At 27.0% G+C, this 21,082-nt stretch carries 20 protein-coding genes; 14 read left to right on the forward strand and 6 right to left on the reverse strand.

Annotation, left to right across the window (positions count from 1 at the left end; all coding sequences use genetic code 4):
- Window position 1 precedes the first annotated feature (1 nt).
- From ruvX to hpt, 6 genes are all read left to right on the forward strand, one after another.
- The gene (gene ruvX / locus HGG69_RS01660) at window positions 2-427 is read left to right on the forward strand and encodes a Holliday junction resolvase RuvX (protein WP_169605072.1); all 426 of its coding nucleotides are present in this window, start codon (window positions 2-4) and stop codon (window positions 425-427) included.
- 2 nt (window positions 428-429) lie between these two features.
- Window positions 430-729: a hypothetical protein gene (locus HGG69_RS01665; RefSeq protein ID WP_169605073.1), complete on the forward strand. Its 300-nt coding sequence runs from the start codon at window positions 430-432 to the stop codon at window positions 727-729.
- The gene (locus HGG69_RS01670) at window positions 722-1,447 is read left to right on the forward strand and encodes a BC85_0335 family putative methyltransferase (protein ID WP_169605074.1); all 726 of its coding nucleotides are present in this window, start codon (window positions 722-724) and stop codon (window positions 1,445-1,447) included. Before HGG69_RS01665 ends, HGG69_RS01670 begins: the two co-directional genes overlap by 8 nt.
- A gap of 2 nt (window positions 1,448-1,449) precedes the next feature.
- Window positions 1,450-1,923 (forward strand): transcription elongation factor GreA, encoded by a 474-nt coding sequence (gene greA, locus HGG69_RS01675; protein WP_169605075.1) that lies wholly within the window; start codon window positions 1,450-1,452, stop codon window positions 1,921-1,923.
- A gap of 116 nt (window positions 1,924-2,039) precedes the next feature.
- Complete coding sequence (locus HGG69_RS01680) at window positions 2,040-2,687, forward strand: deoxynucleoside kinase (RefSeq protein ID WP_169605076.1); 648 nt, start codon at window positions 2,040-2,042, stop codon at window positions 2,685-2,687.
- Entirely contained in the window at window positions 2,687-3,229 is a 543-nt protein-coding gene (gene hpt, locus HGG69_RS01685; RefSeq protein WP_169605077.1) for a hypoxanthine phosphoribosyltransferase, read from the forward strand. The genes HGG69_RS01680 and hpt overlap by 1 nt, the downstream gene beginning before the upstream one ends.
- A gap of 164 nt (window positions 3,230-3,393) precedes the next feature.
- On the opposite strand, the gene HGG69_RS03170 is transcribed toward hpt, so the two are convergent.
- Window positions 3,394-4,263 (reverse strand): aldehyde dehydrogenase family protein, encoded by an 870-nt coding sequence (locus HGG69_RS03170; RefSeq protein WP_272869879.1) that lies wholly within the window; start codon window positions 4,261-4,263, stop codon window positions 3,394-3,396.
- Window positions 4,185-4,769 (reverse strand): aldehyde dehydrogenase family protein, encoded by a 585-nt coding sequence (locus HGG69_RS03175; RefSeq protein ID WP_272869880.1) that lies wholly within the window; start codon window positions 4,767-4,769, stop codon window positions 4,185-4,187. Before HGG69_RS03175 ends, HGG69_RS03170 begins: the two co-directional genes overlap by 79 nt.
- Window positions 4,770-4,906: 137 nt before the next feature.
- Here HGG69_RS03175 and rpsP point away from each other — a divergent pair, with 137 nt between their 5' ends.
- The 5 genes from rpsP (at window position 4,907) to HGG69_RS01715 (ending at window position 9,089) form a co-directional block, all read left to right on the forward strand.
- Window positions 4,907-5,167, forward strand: coding sequence for a 30S ribosomal protein S16 (rpsP, locus tag HGG69_RS01695; RefSeq protein ID WP_169605078.1), 261 nt, complete (start codon window positions 4,907-4,909; stop codon window positions 5,165-5,167).
- Window positions 5,168-5,169: 2 nt separating this feature from the next.
- On the forward strand, window positions 5,170-5,847 hold the full coding sequence (gene trmD / locus HGG69_RS01700; RefSeq protein WP_169605079.1) for a tRNA (guanosine(37)-N1)-methyltransferase TrmD: 678 nt from the start codon (window positions 5,170-5,172) through the stop codon (window positions 5,845-5,847).
- Entirely contained in the window at window positions 5,834-6,193 is a 360-nt protein-coding gene (rplS, locus tag HGG69_RS01705; protein ID WP_169605080.1) for a 50S ribosomal protein L19, read from the forward strand. The genes trmD and rplS overlap by 14 nt, the downstream gene beginning before the upstream one ends.
- 249 nt (window positions 6,194-6,442) lie before the next feature.
- A complete protein-coding gene (topA, locus tag HGG69_RS01710; RefSeq protein WP_169605081.1) occupies window positions 6,443-8,284 on the forward strand; it encodes a type I DNA topoisomerase in 1,842 nt (613 codons plus the stop codon).
- Entirely contained in the window at window positions 8,277-9,089 is an 813-nt protein-coding gene (locus tag HGG69_RS01715; protein ID WP_169605082.1) for a hypothetical protein, read from the forward strand. Before topA ends, HGG69_RS01715 begins: the two co-directional genes overlap by 8 nt.
- 22 nt (window positions 9,090-9,111) lie before the next feature.
- Here the strand turns inward: HGG69_RS01715 and HGG69_RS01720 are convergent, their stop codons facing one another.
- A complete protein-coding gene (locus tag HGG69_RS01720) occupies window positions 9,112-10,833 on the reverse strand; it encodes a S41 family peptidase (RefSeq protein WP_169605083.1) in 1,722 nt (573 codons plus the stop codon).
- A gap of 51 nt (window positions 10,834-10,884) precedes the next feature.
- On the reverse strand, window positions 10,885-11,262 hold the full coding sequence (locus HGG69_RS01725; RefSeq protein ID WP_169605084.1) for an NUDIX domain-containing protein: 378 nt from the start codon (window positions 11,260-11,262) through the stop codon (window positions 10,885-10,887).
- 160 nt (window positions 11,263-11,422) lie between these two features.
- Here HGG69_RS01725 and parE point away from each other — a divergent pair, with 160 nt between their 5' ends.
- From parE to HGG69_RS01740, 3 genes are all read left to right on the forward strand, one after another.
- A complete protein-coding gene (gene parE, locus HGG69_RS01730; RefSeq protein ID WP_169605085.1) occupies window positions 11,423-13,339 on the forward strand; it encodes a DNA topoisomerase IV subunit B in 1,917 nt (638 codons plus the stop codon).
- Window positions 13,339-15,975 carry a DNA topoisomerase (ATP-hydrolyzing) gene (locus HGG69_RS01735; RefSeq protein ID WP_169605086.1) on the forward strand — a complete coding sequence of 879 codons (2,637 nt, stop codon included), beginning with the start codon at window positions 13,339-13,341 and terminating at the stop codon, window positions 15,973-15,975. The genes parE and HGG69_RS01735 overlap by 1 nt, the downstream gene beginning before the upstream one ends.
- A gap of 163 nt (window positions 15,976-16,138) precedes the next feature.
- Complete coding sequence (locus HGG69_RS01740) at window positions 16,139-16,810, forward strand: hypothetical protein (RefSeq protein ID WP_169605087.1); 672 nt, start codon at window positions 16,139-16,141, stop codon at window positions 16,808-16,810.
- Window positions 16,811-16,823: 13 nt separating this feature from the next.
- Here the strand turns inward: HGG69_RS01740 and HGG69_RS01745 are convergent, their stop codons facing one another.
- Window positions 16,824-18,767 (reverse strand): S41 family peptidase, encoded by a 1,944-nt coding sequence (locus HGG69_RS01745; RefSeq protein ID WP_169605088.1) that lies wholly within the window; start codon window positions 18,765-18,767, stop codon window positions 16,824-16,826.
- A 1-nt stretch (window position 18,768) separates the two neighbouring features.
- On the reverse strand, window positions 18,769-21,081 hold the full coding sequence (locus HGG69_RS01750) for a leucine-rich repeat protein (RefSeq protein WP_169605089.1): 2,313 nt from the start codon (window positions 21,079-21,081) through the stop codon (window positions 18,769-18,771).
- Window position 21,082 lies beyond the last annotated feature (1 nt).

Here is a 21,082-nt window from a genome sequence, read left to right on the forward strand (position 1 = left end):
AATGAGAAAATTATCATTAGATTTAGGAACAAGAACATGTGGTTTTGCCATTACTGATTCAGACTGTATTTTAGCCACAGGTCTTGATAATTATCGCTTTGAAGAAAATAATTTTTCAAAAGTGGTTGAACAAGTTAAATTTTATATAGAAAAATATAAAGATATTGATACATTGGTTTTGGGCCATCCATTAAGAAGCAATAATACAAAAAGTGAAAGAACATTAATGGTTGAAGAATTTAAAATCATCTTGGAAAACGAATTTAAATTACCTGTTGTTTTAGTGAATGAACATAGTTCAACAAAAGCAGCAGAAGATATTTTAATTCAAGTTGGATACACAAGAAAGAAAAGAAAGGGAGTAAAAGATAAATTAGCAGCTCAATTAATCCTTGAAGATTATTTGAACTATTATCTTAAAAAATAAGTATGACAGACGTTAATAAAATACCTACAATCGACATAAACGATCCTGAAAGAGAAATTGTTTTGGTTGATGAAAACAATAAAAAATTTAAAGCATTCATTTTATTTGAAGCGGACGAAGAAGATACACATTTTATGTTTGTTGTTCCGGAAGATGCAAATATATACGAAGACGAAGAGAGTGTACTATGCTACGAAGTCCATGGAGAAGAATATATTCCAGCTGAAATACCTGAACAAGCACAAATTTTACTAGATCAATTTTTAGACGAAGTTGATGTTATAGATTCAAGATATGAATAATATACTTTCAACTCAAATACTTTCAGCTACTTTAAAAGTAGAAAGATTAAAAGTAGATTGGCCTACTTGAAAAACCATCTTATTAATATCGATTTTTGTAGTAATATTTTTTGCAACCATTGTTTATGTGATTATGCATTTGAGACTGAAAACATTAAAAGCAAAATATAAGATACATGAAACAAACAAACAAATATTATCAATTCAAGAAAGTAATCCGAACTTTGCTAACGTAATAACAGAATTACAACAAAAGACTAATAATACAAAAGCCCATTCATTATTCAGTGCTTTTGTATTGAATACCTTTTTAGTAAATAAATATACTGATATAACAATCATTGATGATGAGGATGATTATTTTGCAAACTTATTAGCAGTAAATTGTCCTGAAGCAAATATTTCAAACATTGCTAAAACTACAAAATACAAACATTTAAATTACATAGATTCATTCAAAACAATTAATAAATTAACAATGAAATCGCAGTTAATAGTTAATTTAGATTACAATCTTGATCCATTAAACGCACTAAATGAATCATTAGAACATTTAAAAGACAATGGAATATGCATTTTCTTATATAATAAATACTGTAAAAAACAATTAAATTCTATTTTTGATCGTTTAGAAACAGATAATAAACTTAAATATGAAAAAATGAAATTTAAAAAAATAAAAATAATTATAATAACAAACTATAAAAATAAGGAGTAACAATGAATACAGAAGAAAAAATTTATTTAACACAAGAATCGCTTGATGATTATAAAAATGAGTTGAACCATTTACAAAATGTTCTTCGTCCACAAGTTATTGAAGAAATAAAAGAAGCTCGTGGGCAAGGTGACCTTTCAGAAAATGCTGAATATGATGCTGCGCGTGATAAACAAGCTCAGGTTGAAGGGCGTATCGCTGAAATCCAACACATACTAGAAAACTACGAATTAATTGTCGAAGGTAAAAAAGCTAACATTGTAACAATAGGTTCATATGTAAAAATTCACAACAAAGATGACGAAAGCGTAGTTAAGGAATTTCAAATAGTTGGAGCTTTAGATGCTGATCCATTTAACAAAAAAATATCAAACCATACACCATTAGCAAAAGCATGTTTAGGTCAAAAAGTAGGCGACATTGTTGAAGTTGATGCTCCAATTAAATACGAAGTTAAAATCGATGAAATTCACTAATTTTATATTTTTTGTAAAAAGCAGACAATCTGCTTTTTATTATTTTATTAATTTTAATAAAATCGCTTATTTTTAGTTAAAATAATGAAAATTGAAGATTAAAAAAAGGGGAAGAAATGTTAATAGGTATAAGCGGTATGATCGCTTCAGGAAAGTCGAGTTTATCAGAAAAGTTACACAAAAATTTCAGTAGCTCAGAGTTGTTACATGAGTTTGAAGATGATGATGTAGTATTTAACACATTTTTAAAATGATTATACGAGAAAAAAGAAAACATAAGTATTGGGTTTCAAGCATATATATTAGAAAATCATGCTTCAAAATTACAACAAATATTAAAACAATTAAAACAACAAAATCAAGATGATTTAATATTTTTGGATCGCTTTAGTTTGGAGCACCATTTGTTTGCGCAAATATTATTAAAAGACAAACCATTAAATTATTGAAAAGCATATGAAGCGATATTTGAAAATATTATCACTCGTAACGAATTACCAGATTTTGCAATTTTTCTAGATATCAGTTTTGAAACATTTAAAAAACGTATTTTTCAAAGAGGTCGTGAAGCGGAGATTGATAACTGAGAAGAAAATTATGAATATTTTAAAACATTACACAGTTTATATTTTGAATCATTTTCAAATATGTGTAAAAAATATAATTTAGAATATGCTGTAATTGATACAAACAATTTAACTGAAGATCAAGTACTAAAAGAAGCTTTAAGAATAATACAAACAAAAATAAATAAGGAACATTAATGGAAATGGATTATAGAATTGAAGAAATATTGTACTCAGAAACAGAATTACAGGATAAGATTAAAGAACTAGGACAATGAGTAGATGATAATTATCCTTCAAATGATAAATTAATATTAGTAGGAATTTTAAAAGGTTGTATACCATTCATTGCTCATTTAATTGTTAATATCAAACGTGATTTAATAGTGGATTTCATGACATTGAGTTCATATGAAGGTGGGTCAAAATCAAATAGTAATGTTAAGGTTATTATGGATTTAGCACATGATATAAAAGGCAAAGATGTATTGATTATTGAAGATTGTGTTGATACAGGTTATACAATGGCTAAAATCGTATCTCTTTTAAACAATAGAAACCCAAAAAGCTTGAAGGTATTAACATTATTAGATAAAAAAGGTGGTAGAAAAATACCTTTTACAGTTGATAAATTCGGATTCGACTGTCCTCAAAAATTCGTTGTAGGTTATGGATTTGACTGAAATGATGAAATGCGTAACATACCATATATTGGTGTATTAAAAAAAGAATTAATTTAAAAAAATACTGTCATACAGTATTTTTTTTAAGTTTACTCTCTTATTTATTTTTATTAAACTTTAATGTGTTTAATATAAAGATAGGACATTAAACGAATAATATGTATTTATGAATGTAGTTTTTATATACGGCATTTTTTTAAAAAATTTAACTATTGTGTTAATTATTTAATAATTTTTCGTAAAAAGTTGTATTTTTTGCGTGTAAATGGTGCAAATCTTGAAGAAAAATCGTTTAAGTTTCGTGAAATATAATAAGATCTTGCATTACTGAATGAAGTAATGGAAAACTTATGTCTATATCTTCCTTGACCACTGCTTTTAATCCCTCCGAAAGGTAATTTCAATTCACTGATATGAATCAAAGCATCATTAATTGCTAAACTGCCTGAGTTTGTATTTTTTATGAAATCATCTATTGTTTGTTTGTTGTTTGTAAAAACATAACTAGCGAGAGCTGAATTATTTAAGGAGTTAAACAAATCCAATGCTTGTTTCTTATCTCTTATTTTAAACAATGCAAATATATTTGAAAACATTTCATTCGTCATCATTGATTTATTTTTGTCAATGTCACAATCAACAATTTGCGGAATAATTTTTAAATCGTTGTGAGAAATAAAAATATTGTGTGTATTCTGAAAATAATTCATTATGTTGTTTAATTGTTCAATATTAATTATGTGTGAATAATCATTGTTTACTCATAAGTTTGGGTATTGCTTATTCAATTGAATTTGCAATTCTTGTTTAAATTCGTCGTATACGCTTTCGTGCACTAAAAAATGATTCGGTGATACACAAGTTTGTCCGGAGTTATACATTTTTGCCCAAACAATTCTTTTAGCCGCTGATTTTATATTCACATTTTTATCTATATACACAGGACATGGAGAACCTAATTCCAAGATATATTCAATACCTAAAGACGCAGCCTTAGTTGCTATTTTTCTACCTACAAATTCACTTCCTGTAAAAAAAAAATTAAATCTGGTTTTGACTCGATCTGTTCGTTTATCGTTGCAATATCGCAATCATGTTCAATACTAATGCATACATCCTTCAGTAACGTTTCTTTAATCATTTTTTCAATAATTTCTGCAGTATTTTTTGTTTTTTCACTGACTTTTATTAATGCTTTGTTTCCGGCTGCGACAGCGCCTATCAAAGGCATTAATACCAAATGGAATGGATAATTAAATGGACCGATTATAAAAACTATTCCCTTGGGTTCATATTTGTAATACTTAGAGTTAATTTTCCAATTCAATGGTTGAGCAATACTGAACGGATTGACTCTGTGTTTTTTAAAAGCATAATTTAGCAAACTCAATTGAATTCTTATTTCTTTAAGAACTATTTGAATTTCTGATAAATATGACTCGGTTTTTGGTTTATGTAAATCTAAAAATAAAGATTTTTCAATCTCGTCAATGTTATTTTTTATTCAATTGTAAATGCTTATTAATATTGCTTTTCTGTATTTTTTATCATGTTTAATTTTATTACTTTTATTTTGCAAGTTATTTATATAGTTCATGGGTCCTCTTTTTTCACACATTAATTTTAACATTTTTTCAAATTATGCAAGATGTTAAGCTTTTTTGCTTGACACCTTTATTTTTGTGTTATACTATATTCGTTATTTAAAAAACATCAAATTTGAAAGGAAACATTATGGTTAAATTAAGACTAAAAAGAAATGGTAAAAAATTCAATGCCATTTACAAAATTGTAGCAGCCGACTCACGTGCTCCACGTGACGGACGTTTTATCGAAGAATTAGGATTTTACAACCCACACAGTAAAGAAGTTGTACTTAAAAAAGACTTAATCAGCAAATGATTAGATCAAGGTGCACAAGTAACTGACACAGTAAGAACTCTTCTTAAAAAAGATAATTTCTACGCTGAATACATTGCAAATCGTAATAAATAATTATGAAAATTAATATTTTGACTTTATTTCCAAAATACTTTGAAGCGTTTAAAAACGAATCAATTATAGCGAAAGCTATTCAATTAGGTCATTTACAAATTAATATTATTGATTGAAGGGAATTTTCAAAAGATAAACATAAAAAAGTTGATGATCAAGTATATGGTGGTGGACAAGGAATGCTTTTACAAGTTGAGCCGTTAGATTTAGCATTGCAAACGGTTGGCGGAAAAAAAATATTGCTTTCACCCCAGGGAAAAGTATTTAATCAAAAATTAGCAAGAGAATATGCAAAAGAAACTGAAATAACGCTTGTTGCGGGGCATTATGAAGGTTTTGATGAAAGAATCTTACATTTCATAGACGAAGAAGTTAGCATCGGAGATTATGTTTTGACAGGTGGAGAATTACCGGCAATGGTTATTGCTGATGCATTAGCTAGGTTAGCTCCAGGAGTGATTCGTGAATCAAGTCATCTTGAGGAAAGTCATGAAGGCATAGGCTTATTGGATTATCCACAATATACAAGACCAAGGGAATATAAAGGTTACACGGTTCCAGAGGTATTGTTAAATGGAGATCATAAAAAAATTGAGCAGTGAAGAAATAAAGCAAAGTATGAAAAAACATTAAAAAATCGACCAGACATTATTGAAAGGATTGAAAATGAGCAGAAATAGTTTATTAGAATTAGTAGAATCAACACAAATAAGAACAGACTTACCAGAAATTAAAGAAGGATACAATGTACGTGTTCACGTACGTATCAAAGAGGGTGACAAAGAACGTATTCAAGTATTTGAAGGTTTAATTATTGCTATCTCAGGTGCTGGTACAGCTAAAAACTTTACAGTACGTAAAAACTCATACGGAATTGGTGTGGAACGTGTATTTAAATTAAATTCACCTCTAGTGGCATCAATTGAAGTTGTAAGAAAAAACAAAGTTCGTCGTGCAAAACTATACTACATGCGTGATCTTAAAGGTAAAGCAGCAAGACTTAAAGAACTTAAAAACAATAAATAATAATTCTTGGATGTTTTTAAATATATCAAGTCAAAATTCAAGTGAGCAACTTAATATTGCTAGCTTGAATTTTTCTTTATAACTTTTAAACTTATAAATTAAAAATATACCAATTTTATTTAAAAAACTATTTCCAACTTAAATTTACAGGTTGATTTTGTTTTAATTTATATTGACATTGAATACAAAACATCAACACAAAATGCCAAAATTGCAAAATTGTTTCGATTTTGTAATAATATTAATGTTATGCAAAAATTATTAATCGTCGAATCACCAAATAAAGAAAAAACAATACAAAAATATTTAGGAGAAGTTTACACAGTCATGGCTACCAATGGCCATATTTACAAACTATCAACAACCGGAGAAGGTCGTTTAGGTATAGATTTAGAAAATTGAGAACCAAATTATACTTTAGAAGCAAACAAGAAAACAATTGTCAAAAATTTAAAATCAGCTGCTAAAAAAGTTGATGAAGTATTAATTGCAACTGACCCCGATCGTGAAGGAGAAGCTATTGCTCAAAATCTTGTCGATGCTCTCGATATTGAAACTAAATATCGTCGTGTTAAATATAATGAAATAACAAAAGAAGCAATTGAAGAAGCAATTGCGCATTCAAATTTAATTGACCAAAATTTAGTTGAAGCTCAAAAAGCAAGAAGAATGCTTGACAGAATTATTGGTTTTAAATTATCTAAATTAATTAAAAACACGGTTAAAAATTCTCCAGTTGTCCCATCAGCTGGTCGTGTACAATCAATAGCATTGAAATTAGTTTGTGATAGAGAAAAAGAGATCGAAGAATACATTCCAACTAAATATGAAATAATTGAAGCAATAATTGAAAATGATATCGTTGCTCAATGTTATTTAAAACCATCAGTAATGGAAAAAAACACCTGATTGCCAACTAAAACAGCTGAAGAAATAATGGCGAAAAAAACTGGTAAATTATTAGTTAAAGATTATTCAGTAAATAAAAGAAACGATGCTGCAATCACACCATATAAACAATCTATCTTGTATAAAGAAGCCAAATACTCATCAAAAATAGTACAAAGTGCAGCACAAAAATTATTTGAAACCGGGTTAATAACATATCCTAGAACTGACTCAACACGTTTAAGTGCGAAATTCATAGCTTATGCTCAAAAATATATTTCTACTAAATATGGTAATGAATACGTAGCTTCAACTGTTAAGGGTTTTAGCGGAGACCAAGATGCCCACGAGGCTATTAGGCCTACTGATATAAACTTAACTCCTGCTGAAGCTGTAAAAAAATATGAGTTGAACAATTACATGGCAAACATTTATACCATGATTTACAATAAAACTCTTATGGCTTTAATGACACCGCCAGTTAGGCAAATTTATTCATATGAATTATTGGATAACGAAACAACATATAAAATGAGTTTTTCTAAAAAAATATTCAATGGTTATAGCGCCATTCATTCAGACGAAGAAGATAGTAAGAAGATTCCAGAATATGAAATTGGAACTTATATTAAAGTTAAAAAATATAATCACGAAAAAAAACAAACATTGCCACCTGCACGTTATAACGAAGGTAGCCTGATACAAACACTTGATGAAATTAAAGTTGGACGGCCATCTACATTCGCAACAACAATCAATATTATTAAAAAAAGATTGTTTGTTGATTCAGTTAAAAAAACATTAATACCTACTGATTTTGGTAAGGTTGTTTGTGAAAAACTTGTTACAAACTTTAAAAAAATAATTAACGAAGAATATACATCCCAAGTTGAAGAAGACTTAGATAATATCGCCAATGGTGTAGCCGAGAAAAACAATTTAATGAATGCTTTCTGAGAAAAGTTTAATAACACATTGGATATTGCTCAACAAACAATGGAAATATCAAAATTAGAATTGCAAAACACTGGTGAAAAATGCGAATTATGCAACAGTAATACTGTATATCGTTACAAAAAAAGTAATCAACAAAAATTCATTGGGTGTTCAGCATTTCCTAAATGCAAATTTACAAAAAGTGATCCTAATGCACCTAAAAAACGTACATATTTTAAGAAAAGTAAAGATAATATAAATGAATAATACAAAAGAAGATAAAAAAAGTTTAATCAAAAGTATTTTAATTTGATTAACAATTGGATTAGTTAGTGCGGGATTTTTAGGATCAGTTATTTATTATGTGCATTACAATAACTTGGTAACGAAAATAAAAAAATACAAACAAAAAGAATATGAAGAAGACAGTAAAAACATTGTTGTTCTGCCAAGAATTTTTGAATATCAATCAGCTAAAGATATAATTTACAGATTAAACATTCAAAAAGAGATTGAGAAAAATTTTAGTATTCATGATTACATCAAAAACTATGTTTCATTCGGTGATATTTCTTTAAGAATGGATAAAAATTTAGATTTTATATTTACTGATGCTAAATTAAAAGAAAATACTAATGATACGATTTTATTAACTGTAAAAATAGTTCCAAAAAATAAAAAATTTAAACCTAAAACATTCGAAAATTTAGAAGTCAAAATATCTAATATTTCAACAAATTATCAAAATTCAGAAGTATTTAAAAAAGTTTTCAATAAATACAAAGATGATTTATATAGGCTGATAAATAGTGATGAGTCAATAAATGATTCATATTATAAGACTGAAAAATTTAAAAATAATATTTTTGAATGATACAAAAAAGTTGTAAATGAAGCAAGACCAAATTTATTCCCAATAAATGAATACGATATAATAAAAGAACCAACTACTCAAAATTGAGTAAGTTATATAAATAAAGACATGCGTAACTTATTAACAATAAAATTTGCATTTAAAAATAAAACAACTGGTTTAACTTATTCAGAAGTTTATAAAGAATATATTAAATAAAAAAGAGGCCATTGCCTCTTTTTTATTGTTTATTTATTAATTTATCAATTTCTTTAAAGTTGTAATAATCATCATAACTAATATTAATATCTACATCAATACCATCTTCAATTCATTCTAATTCGTCAATGTTTTTTACTGGTGTTTTTGCCACACCGGTAAAACCAAAATTAGATGAAATTACTAAACCAGTACCGTCTGGCAACATAATAGGAATCGTAGAAAACATTCCTCCCCCGGTTTTATTACCGATAATTTTCGCATTATTTTGTTTAGCGACATGAGTAAAAAGATTGGCAGCACTAAATGTGTTTATTCCTGTTAAAATGAATCAGTTATACTCATCATAACCATCAAGTGAATTGTATCTGTTATCGTCGTTTGTATCTGTTAAATATTCCATTACGAATCCTTGGTTATTGAATTTATCCACAGAGGCGATAATTTTTTTATGTTTACCAATAAAACCTGATAATTTTTGCATGGCATGTAATTGACCGCCGCCGTTCAATGACAAATCAATAACAATATTTTTAATAGGCTGTTTAATTTTTTTTATTTTATCCATTATTTTATACATTTTTCAGTATGTATCGTTTTGTGCGGCGTTTAATTTATCGTTTTTACGCCCAACATCAAATGATTGAATAGGAATGAATACTGTGTTATTTTCAATATAAAAATCTTTGTTTTTTTCTTTTAAATATGGCGCTTTATTAATTAATTGTTGTTTAATAATGTTTGATTCATTACGTTTAGAACTTAATGATTGATTGGCTATTATTTTGCTCTCGTAACCAAACAACATAGATCTATTCAATACTGAAGAATGAAGTTCATTTAAATGGCCAAAAACAAATTCATTGTAAAAATCGAACCTAATTTTTATATCAGTACTTTGCAATCTTTTTAATCAATCTTTTTTTATTAAGAATTTTTCAGTTCCATTATTCATTTGTCTTTTATTTTTTAATCCATAAAAATTATCAAAAACAAATAAAAAAAAGTTTTTATTAAATTCAGCCGAGTATTTGTCATCAATGACATCACTTTTATTTATCGAAAGTTTTTTAAAATATTTTTCTCCCATTGGTAAAAAATCCACGCCATATAAATTCTTTCCGTTATAAAAAACATTGAAATAATTCTTAGAAAAGAATAATAAATTAAATATTGAAAGAGGTATGTAGGTATTGTTATCTATATTGTAAAATTGTATATTGTATTTCCCGAAGTCAAACACGCGTGCATGTTGTGTATCCTTGTTGATAGGTTTGAATCCTACATATGATAAATGTTCGTTTAAATCTAAATTTGTGGGGCTTTTCATAATACTAAAAACATTTTCATCATAAAAACTAATTGTATTATTTTTTGAATTAAATATTATTTTAAATTTATTATCAAATATGTAAAAATATTCATATTCATTCATTTTCCACAATCTAATGTTACTGATATTAAAAACATCGCTGAATTTGTTGAAAAAATCATTCATGTTAATATACGGTATTCCACCTTTGATTGAAGAATAAATTTTAATATTTTTTTTGTTTAAATTTGAATACTCTTTTGATTCATTTTGGAATGTTACAAGTTCATACTTTTTGTTAATTTCAGCAGGCACTTTATCAGTAATTAATCCGTTAAAAATTTTTGGATTATTAAAAAATGAGCACGATATCACACTCGTACAAGTTATCACACTCGTTAGTGTTAAAAATAATTTTAAAAATTTGCGCATATTTCCTCTTTGCTAATTTTATCAATAAATAAAAAAGAGCCTAACTCTTTTTTATTTAAGTGATTCAAAAAATTCTCTAGCGCCATCTGTTAAATGTAATTTTAACGCCCCCTTTTTAGAGATGAATACGTGTTCGGTATGTTTAAGAGCTTTCAATTCATTTAATACATTGATTGAGTATATATTGATATGGAGTTCGCCTAGTTCATGAATATGAATTATTTCTTTGAGTAATTTTGCATCAGTAAAATCAGTGTTTAATTCTAATTTAATGTGTCTTCCCAACCCTTGTAATCAGTCTTCTTCCTTATCCAATCTTCCTCCTGGAAGTTCTCATAAGTTAGGGTTGTGAACTTCTGGAGATCTTTTTAATAATAAAAATTCATTTTTGTCATTTTTTATGACTGCTGTACTTACTTTTAATATCATATTGTAATTATTATAACTTAGCTTCTATATTTAACACTGTTTTTAATTTTTTTTAGTGTGTTTTTAATTTTTAACGTGCTATTATTTAACTTTTTCTATCTTTAGTTATTAATTGTTGCGATTTTGTCATCAATAAAAAAGAATATATATAATTAAAAATATGTCAAATTACGATTCAAACGATTTAAAAGTATTAAAAGGATTAGAAGCTGTAAGAAAAAGACCGGGAATGTATATTGGTTCTACTGATACTAACGGGTTACATCACTTAGTATGAGAAATTTTAGATAATGCATTCGATGAAGCGCTTGCAGGTTTTGCTACTGAAGTTAAATTAACATTAAAACAAGACAATTCAATCATTGTCGAAGACAATGGTCGTGGTATACCAGTTGACAAACATAAAGAAACTAAAAAATCAGGAGTTGAACTTGTGTTTACTGAATTGCATGCTGGTGGTAAATTCGAAGGAACTGCTTACAAAGTATCTGGGGGTCTACATGGTGTAGGTTCATCAGTAGTTAATGCATTAAGTGAAAAATTAAAAGTTACTGTTTATAAAGATAAGCAAGAATATGTTACCGAGTTTAAACAGGAAACAATTTTAACTCGTACAACAGCAGTAGGTAAAACAGATAAAACAGGAACTAAGGTCCAATTTTGAGCAGATCCATTAATATTTAAAAAAATAAGGTATTCAAACGATACAATTATCGATAAGCTTCGTGAAGCTAGTTTTTTGATTCCTGGAATTAAAATAGTATTTACAAACGAATTTAACTCAACCGAAGAAGTTTTTGAAACAAAAGAAGGTATAAAACAATATATTGAATATATCAATACAGATCGTAACGCAATAAGCCAAGTTGTTTGCATTAAGGGTGAAGCTAAAGAAATTAATGTCGAAATTGCTTTTCAATATACTGACACATACTCAGAAATTATTCAATCATATGTTAATAATGTTAAAACACAAGATGGTGGTACTCATGAAACAGGTTTCAAATCTGCTTTAACAAAAATAATTAATGAGTATTCAAACGAAAAAGGTTTTTTAAAAAATAAAAGCTTTGACGGATCTGATGTTAGAGAAGGTATTGTTGCTATTATTTCACTAAAGGTTCCTGAACACATCCTTGAATTTGTAGGTCAAACAAAAGATAAATTAGGAACGCCGCAAGGTCGTGAAGCTGTTGAAAATATAATGCAACAAAATTTAAAAATATTTTTAAATGAAAACAAAAATGAAGCTAATAACATATTACAAAAAATTAAAAAATCATTCGATGCTCGAAATGCCGCTCGTAACGCTAGAAATGAAATAAGAAAAGTAAAAAATAAATTAGATAATAAAAAAATAATAAGCGGTAAATTAACTCCCGCTCAAACAAAAAACCCAAAAGAAAGAGAGCTTTTCTTAGTCGAGGGTGACTCAGCTGGAGGTTCAGCAAAGCAAGGTAGAGACGCAAAAAAACAAGCAATTCTACCTCTTAAAGGGAAAGTTGTTAACTCTGAAAAAGATAAATTAATTGACGTTATTAAAAACGAAGAATTGGGTACTATCATCAATATTTTAGGTACTGGTATTGGCGAAGATTTTGATATAAACAAATTAGAATATAATAAGGTAATCATAATGACCGATGCTGATACCGATGGTGCTCATATTCAAATATTATTATTAACATTTTTCTTTAGACACATGAGACCCTTGGTGGAAAGGGGCCATGTTTATATTGCGTTGCCACCATTGTTTAAAATAAGTGGTAATAAAAACAAAAAACAAACTGTTGAATACGTTTGATTGGAAGATGAATTAAAGGATGTTACTAAAGAATTCAGTTCATATACAGTTCAACGTTATAAAGGTCTTGGAGAAATGAATGCTGATCAATTGTGAGATACTACAATGAACCCAGCAACACGTACATTGATTCGAGTATCTATCGAAGACGGTTTACTTGCTGAAAAACGAGTCTCTGTTTTTATGGGATCAAATGCTGAATCAAGAAAAAGATGAATTGAAAATAATATTGATTTTACATTAGAAGATGACTATGAAATTAAGGATAAATAATGGCAAAAAAACAAAACGAAATTATTGAAAAAATTATTAACCAAAGTCTAGACAATATAATGTCAAATGGATTCAGTCGTTATTCAAAATATGTCATTCAAAATAGAGCTTTGCCAGATGCTCGCGACGGTTTAAAACCAGTTCAAAGAAGAATTTTATTTTCAATGTGAGAAATGGGGTTAACACACGATAAGTCATTTAAAAAATCAGCACGTGTAGTTGGGGATGTTATTGGTCGTTTTCACCCGCATGGAGATAGTAGTATATATGATGCGCTTATTAGAATGAGTCAAGAATGAAAAATTGCATATCCGTTAATCAATATGCACGGTAATAAAGGTTCTATTGATGATGACCCTGCTGCTGCAATGCGTTATACTGAAACCAAGTTGGAAAAAATATCTAATTTATTGTTGGGGGAAATCGATAAAAAAATAGTATCATTTGCGCCTAATTTTGACGATACAGAATACGAACCAGTAGTTTTACCAACCATGTTTCCAAATTTATTAGCTAATGGTTCGAGTGGGATTGCTGTTGGTATGGCGACAAATATACCGCCTCATAATTTAAATGAATTGTTATTAGCATCTATTGAACTTATTAAAAATCCAAATGTAAGTGATGAATCATTGTTAAAAATTATAAAAGGTCCAGATTTTCCAACTGGTGGAATTGTTAGTGATATTGATGGATTCATTGAAGCCTTTAAAACAGGTAGGGGTCGTATTTCTATGTACGCCAAAACCGAATTTATTAAAAACAAAAATGATCAAGTTATTGGAATTGAAATAACTGAGATTCCATTTGGTATTGTGAAGATTGATTTAATTAAAGATATTCAAAATTTAATTTACAATAAATCTATTGATGGTATCAAAGACATTAGCGATCACTCGTCTCGTGAAGGTATTAACATTTTTATTGAATTAGATAAAGATGTCAATCCTGATGCTATATTAAACTATTTATTTCAAAAAACAAAATTAAAAGAGTACTACAACTATAACATGGTTGCTATCGATAATAATACTCCTAAATTAATGGGTATAAAACAACTGTTAATAACTTATGTATCACATATAAGAAACAATAAAAAACTTTCATTGGAATATGATAAAGAAAAACTATCGAGACGTTTGGAAATTGTTCTTGGATTGATACGTGTATCTGAAATATCTGATGCAATCATAAAAGTTATTAGAGAAGCGGAAGGCTCGAAAAAGGGTGTTATTCAGTCTCTTATGAGTAATTTTGATTTTACAGAACTTCAAGCAACGGCAATTGCTGAATTAAGATTGTATAAATTATCAAAAATGGATCAAGAACAATATATTAAAGAATCCGAAGATTTAAAACGCGAGTTAAATAGAATAACAATTCTTTTAGAAAATGATAATGAATTTAAAAAATTCTTAATTAGTATCTTAAAGAACATGATTGAAGAGTTCGGCATCGAAAGACGTTCAATCATTTCTAGTGAAAACATTGATACAAAAGTTGAAACTAAAGACCTAGTGAAGAAAGAAGATTTTTACTTGTATGTCAGTGTTGATAATTATGTTAAAAAAATCTCAACAAAAATTTATCAATCGAATCAGTTGAGTACATTTGGACTAAAAGAATCCGATGTTATTCAATTTGGTCAACTTATTAATACATTATCTAAAATATTGTTTATAACTTCCAAAGGTAATTATTTCGTTATTAACGGTTTTGATTTTAAAGATAATCAATGAAAAGATATGGGTGATCATATTTCTGATTATGTTGCTTTGGATGATGACGAAAACATTATTAAAGTAGTTCACATTGAAGAATTCGGTATTTCAGCATTAATGTTAATTATTTCTAAAAAAGGACTAGCAAAAAGAATTAATTTAAATGAATTAAGTCTACAAACAAATCGTAAATTCAATTGTATGAAACTAAAAACAAAATATGATTCAGTAATTAGTGCTCAAATGTGCAGAGATGACAAATACTTATTGCTAATTCTTAATAATGGTTTATACAATTTATTTGAACAATCACAAGTGCCTATTTATTCGTTGAAAGCAAGTGGTATCACAGCTATTAAGACAGGTGTCAATGAAATAAAAGCAGCACTAATTGTTAGCGAAAAAGATAAAATTATTTTAGCTAATGACAGAGGACAATTTAAGCGCATGCTTTTAAAAAATATTCCTGAAGTCAAAAGACAAAACGTAGCCAAAGTATTGTATTACGATTTAAAAAGCAAACCAAGTACTCTCGCGGATGTAACTACTCAATCAGATGGTATAAATTATTATTACATCAACAAAGACAATGAATTGTCAGTATATGATCCATCTGAAGTACCAATTTCAAGCATTCGAGAAAATTTTTCAAATCCAAAAATTGAAACAAAATACAAAGGTTCATTTATTAAACCGTTCGTTTTAGACGACAATGCCACAGAATATATTTACTCAATGGATAAAAATACAACCGATATTGCACGAGAAGATATTGAACAAACTCAAGAATTAATCATCGATAAAGATATTGAAGAATTAAATAATAAAGAAGTATCAAGTCAAGAAAAAATTTCTAATGCTGAATTTATTGACATTGATAGTTTAATTGCTAAGGCTAAAAACTTTAAAAAATAACAAAATCATTTATAATATAGAATATTTAAAAAAGACACGGAGGTAACATGCGTAAAGAAATCAGATTAAGAAACAAAGTTAGAGCAGCTAAACGTGCTGAAAAACTTGCTAAAGAACGTGCTCGTGACGAACGTAGAGCTCAAAGACAAAACGAAGGTAAATAATGATTAATAAAAGTTCATTCAAATCTAAATATTATGATGTAATATCTTTTTGCGCGATAAACATAGCGTTGTTTATGATTTTTATCTTAGACAAAACTATGTACAACATTACTAGAACAGGTTCTAATGCAGCTATTTTAACAATTCAATATCTTAGATTAGTTTTCTTAGCTGTTATTTACATTGCAGTTATATTAGAAGCTATAAATATAATGAAAACATTAAAATTTTCAAGTTATAAAAGGTTGTTAGTTATTTTATTTATTGTTTTTGTGTCTTGCTATTTAGCATCGGAATTAGTAAAAATTATTACATTACATTCTGATTCAGAAACAATATCAATAATCTTTTATTATTTATCAACTACATTCCAAATTATAGCTGTAGTATTGTATGGTTGATATTTTGTGTCAAGAGCTTTTTATCGTTTAAGACCATACAATGTTTCAAAAAGAATTCAAGAAAAATTAAATATATCAGATTTGATTTTTTACCCATTGAATATATCATTATTGCTAATTTTTACAATATATAAATTTGAAGTATCTGCAAGCATTGCATCTACAATTCTCTTATTTGTATTGTTAAATAATTTATGATTTGGTGTTATAAACTTTTTACACTACCAAAACAAACATATCAAGTTGCAAGAATGATTGAATTATGAATAAAAAAAATCACGAATTATAACGTGATTTTTTTATATTCAAATTCAACTAACTCGAATAATTTTTTCAAGTTTGTGATTTTATTTTGAATCATTTCTAATGTGTCCAAATCGGTAATTTTATTTTCTTGTAATGTTTTATTAAAAGAATCAAATTGTTGTGATTGTTTAATATTGTTTAAATAAAGTTCGACATTTGCTAATATGTTTGTGTAAGTTTTTTTTGATATTTCTATAAGATAGTTATTAAATGCTTTATCACCGGCATTTTTATTGATCATGTATTGTCTCATAACATCATAATTCATATAAGCCATATAATTCACGTTAACATCCGGTTCAATACCATCTTCGATTCAGGAAACATCATCCAATGAATCAATCGCATTATTATCAGCTGCTGTTCAGCTTAAATTTGACGACATAGTTAAACTTGTTCCATCAGGCAACACAACGGGTAAGACTGAAAACATACCCCCTCCAGTTTTGTTCCCTAAAACTGTAGCCAATTTATTTTGTTTAACTACATTTACAAACAAGTTTGCAGCACTATATGTACTTAAATCACTTAACACGTATCAATTGAATTTTGAATATCCATCTTTTTCATCATATACAAAATCTTTATTTGTATCTATTTTGAAATCATACTCAAATAATTTATCTATACCTGTTTCAAATATTCTGAATGTTATGTTTTTATTAGTTAAAAATCCCAAAACTTTTTCCATACCAGCAATAGTTCCGCCTGAATTTAACGATAAGTCTAACATTATGTTTTTTACATTTTTATTGTTTTTAATTTCTTTAAATGCTTTGTCCATTAATTCATATGAATCAAATTTTCACGAATCTTTACGTTTTAATTGTTCCGTTGTTCCTACTTCAAAAGAATTTAAATATATAAATGCCGTGTCTTTGTAAATTTTAAAAAATGTACTTTCTGAATCAATTTTAGAAGATCTTATTTTTTTAATTTCTTGTTGTTTTACATAAAATTTTTTCAATCTTGAACTATCCCCTATTGAGTAAGGATCGAATCTTTCGCTATCATAATAAGAAGACGAAGCTATCATTGTGTGCATTTCGTTTATAAAACTATAAATAAATTTTTGATAAGCTTCTGCGTTTTGATAAATATCGGTGCTTATTATTTTTTCTTTTAAAAAAGTCTTAGTAAAAAAATCATTAAAATTCTTAGAATTGTTACTTTTTAAAAATTTACTTTTTATTCCGTAAAAGTTATCAAATAATAAACACAAAAAGTTGTATGTTTCTAAACGCTCATTTATTGTGGGTGTTTTATTTTTTTTGCTTTTGCCTTTAGTTTTGTCATAATTTTTAGTATCTGTATCTTTGTCGATTACAAAATAGTTAAAAACAATTTCGCTTCCATTAAAATAAAAATTGCAATAATTTTGTGAAACAAATAATAAATTAAAAATTGAAAAAGGAATGAAAATACTGTTATTGTTATCATAAATATTGTAATTATATTCATTTAAATCAATCGTGTAATTTTTTTTCGTTTTTATGTTTTCATTATCATATTTAATGTATTTGTCAAAATCTGTATTTATAACATCTTCGGTGAATTTAAACACATTTGAATCAATATAAGATATTTTGTTTTGTTGAGCATTGAATATTACTGATAATTTTTCTGATTCAAACTCATAAACACCTTTATTTTTTTTAATGCATTTGAAAGAATCTGATTTTAAAAAACCGTTTAATTTGTGTATTCATTCTTGTAAATCAACATACTTAATGTCAGAATTTTTTTCAGAATATAAAGTAAGTTTTTTTGCATTTATTTTGTATTGATCAGATAATTGTATTAAATCAAACTCTTTACCCTCGTGTAATTCTTCGATATCCTTCGTATAATTGCAAGAAATAGCTGAAGAAGATATTGCGAGAGTTGTTACTGAAAGTATGGGTCAAAGTATTTTTTTCATATTATTTTTTCACTATGATAATTTGATTTCACAAGTTTGATTCATTTAAAATTTTATTGAAATAAGCTAAATCTTCTTCGTAGTAATCTTTAATGTCAATATTTAATTTTTTAATATTTTCACTACTTATTTGAAAACTATTATTGGTTATTTCATCTTTTATCAATTGAATAAGCGATAAATATTCAATTAAAGAGCTTGTGTGTGTCATCTCAGATTCAATTAAGCTAATAAATTTGTAGTCCTTACCTTTTTCGGATTCATTTTTATCATTGTTATTCTCTAAAACACATTTAGCTATCGAAATATAATCGTCTCCTAAGTATTTAAATTTCTGATCTTTTAAAAGGCTGTCAATGTTGTCGGAATACATTGTTTTTATTTCTTTATCAATTTTGTGAAGTGTCTTTTCAATTAAATTAATTTCATCATCAAGTTCAGTAGAAGATAAACTTTGTTTTTGTTTTTTAAGTTCGAATAATTTTTTAAAATGTTTTAAGTATTCAGTGTATTGAGAAGTATTTAATATTTCATCATTTTTATTTTTTAAACATTTTATTAAATCTAATTTCATTGCCTCATCAGGAACATAAATATGTTTTAATTTTGGAAAATTTTGTAATGATATAACAACTTTATCAGTACTCGTTATGTCATTTGTAACGTTATATATAGTTTGCTCATTTAAAACATTTTTTACTTTAAAATTACTATCAATTGTTATTTCGTTTAATTCATTAGCATTAATGTTCATTTTTATTAAATTTGAACCTATTTTCATTTTTTTGATGGGCGTATTTTTGAATCCCTCAACCACTTCTACTGTTGATGGCAGTATTAACTCACTAATATTTGAATTATTAAATCCTTTTACAATTTTTAAATTTTCATTGAATGACACCTGATTTAGTGTTTCAACATTGTTAAACCCAAAATTAATTACTTCTATGCTGTCTGGCAATATTAATTCAGTTAATTTGATGTTATGAAATCCCGCTAAATATTTGACTGAATCCGGAATAACTAATTTTGTAATAGGGGAATTATTGAATGAACCTTGAAAAATTTTTTCTATTCCTTTTTCAAGAATCACACTCGACAATTTTTTGAAATTTTGAAATGAATCGCTATAAATATATTTATATTTCCCTGATACATTTAAATTAGTGATATCATCTTCATAATTTTGTTTAATTGTATCAGTAATTAAAATTGTATCTTTTATTTCATTTAATATTTTTTCAATATTGTCTCTTATTGTTTTTTCTTGTTTTGCGTAATCAAAATTTTTTGATTCTTCGGAAAGTTTCTCTTTAACTTCTGAAAATATTGTTGTAACATCTTTTTGATATTTGACACTTTCATCGATGTTACCTATCATTCTTTGGATTTTATTTAAATAAACGTGCTCAGTTTTTAAAAACGTTTCTAACAATTCTTTATCAGTTTTCTTTTCAATGGCTTGAGCTTCCTCTATTACCTTTATTAGTGTTTTTGTTTCTTCAGTAATTACTGCGTAATATCTAGAATTATTTTTTGTAATTAATTTAGCATTATTTAATTCGTTCTCTAAATGTTTAATAGCTGAAATCTTTGTGAGTTTTTTTAATGTATCTTCAGCTATGAAAATTTGTTTTTCGAATTTTTGTTGTTTTATTTTTCTTTTTGCGTCATCTGTTTGATTAGCTATTGTTTCACACTCTAACATTTTGTTATCCAAAATTTGACCTATATTATTTAATTGGTTGCTAAAATCTTGTTTTTGCGTGAAAGATAAATTAGTTTTATTTTTATTGTAAGTGTTTGTTACTCTTTCTAAAGAATCAATTGCTTGTTGTATGAATTCATTGGCTTTATTAAAAGAACCTTCTTCCTCATTAATGTCTGTGTATGTACCCTTCATTGATTTAGCTTTTTCTATTTTTAATTCCAGAATATATTTCGCTTCATCAAAAATAGTATTCAATCCTTGTATTTTTTGTGTAAATATTTTAGTTTCCTTTTTACTTTGTATATTTACAAAAACAAAACTTACAATTAATTCTTCTTCATCGTTTGATGAAACTTCTTTTACTAGAAATTGATAATCATCAGAAGGAAAATCACTATCCGGAATTATTGAGTCTATATTTTGTTTAAAATACTGAGCAGATCTATTGAAATCATCTACTGTTATTTTTACGTTCTCAAAAAATTCCTCATTAATTTTTGTTTTTTTTGTAATATTAGATGAACATTGTGCTGATATTAAAGTTGGAAAAAGAGCGGAAACACTCAATGTTGTGATTATTAATAATTTTTTATATTTTTTCATT

Origin of the sequence: Mycoplasma phocoenae, assembly GCF_012934855.1 — a bacterium.
Lineage (GTDB): Bacteria > Bacillota_I > Bacilli_A > Mycoplasmatales > Metamycoplasmataceae > Metamycoplasma > Metamycoplasma phocoenae.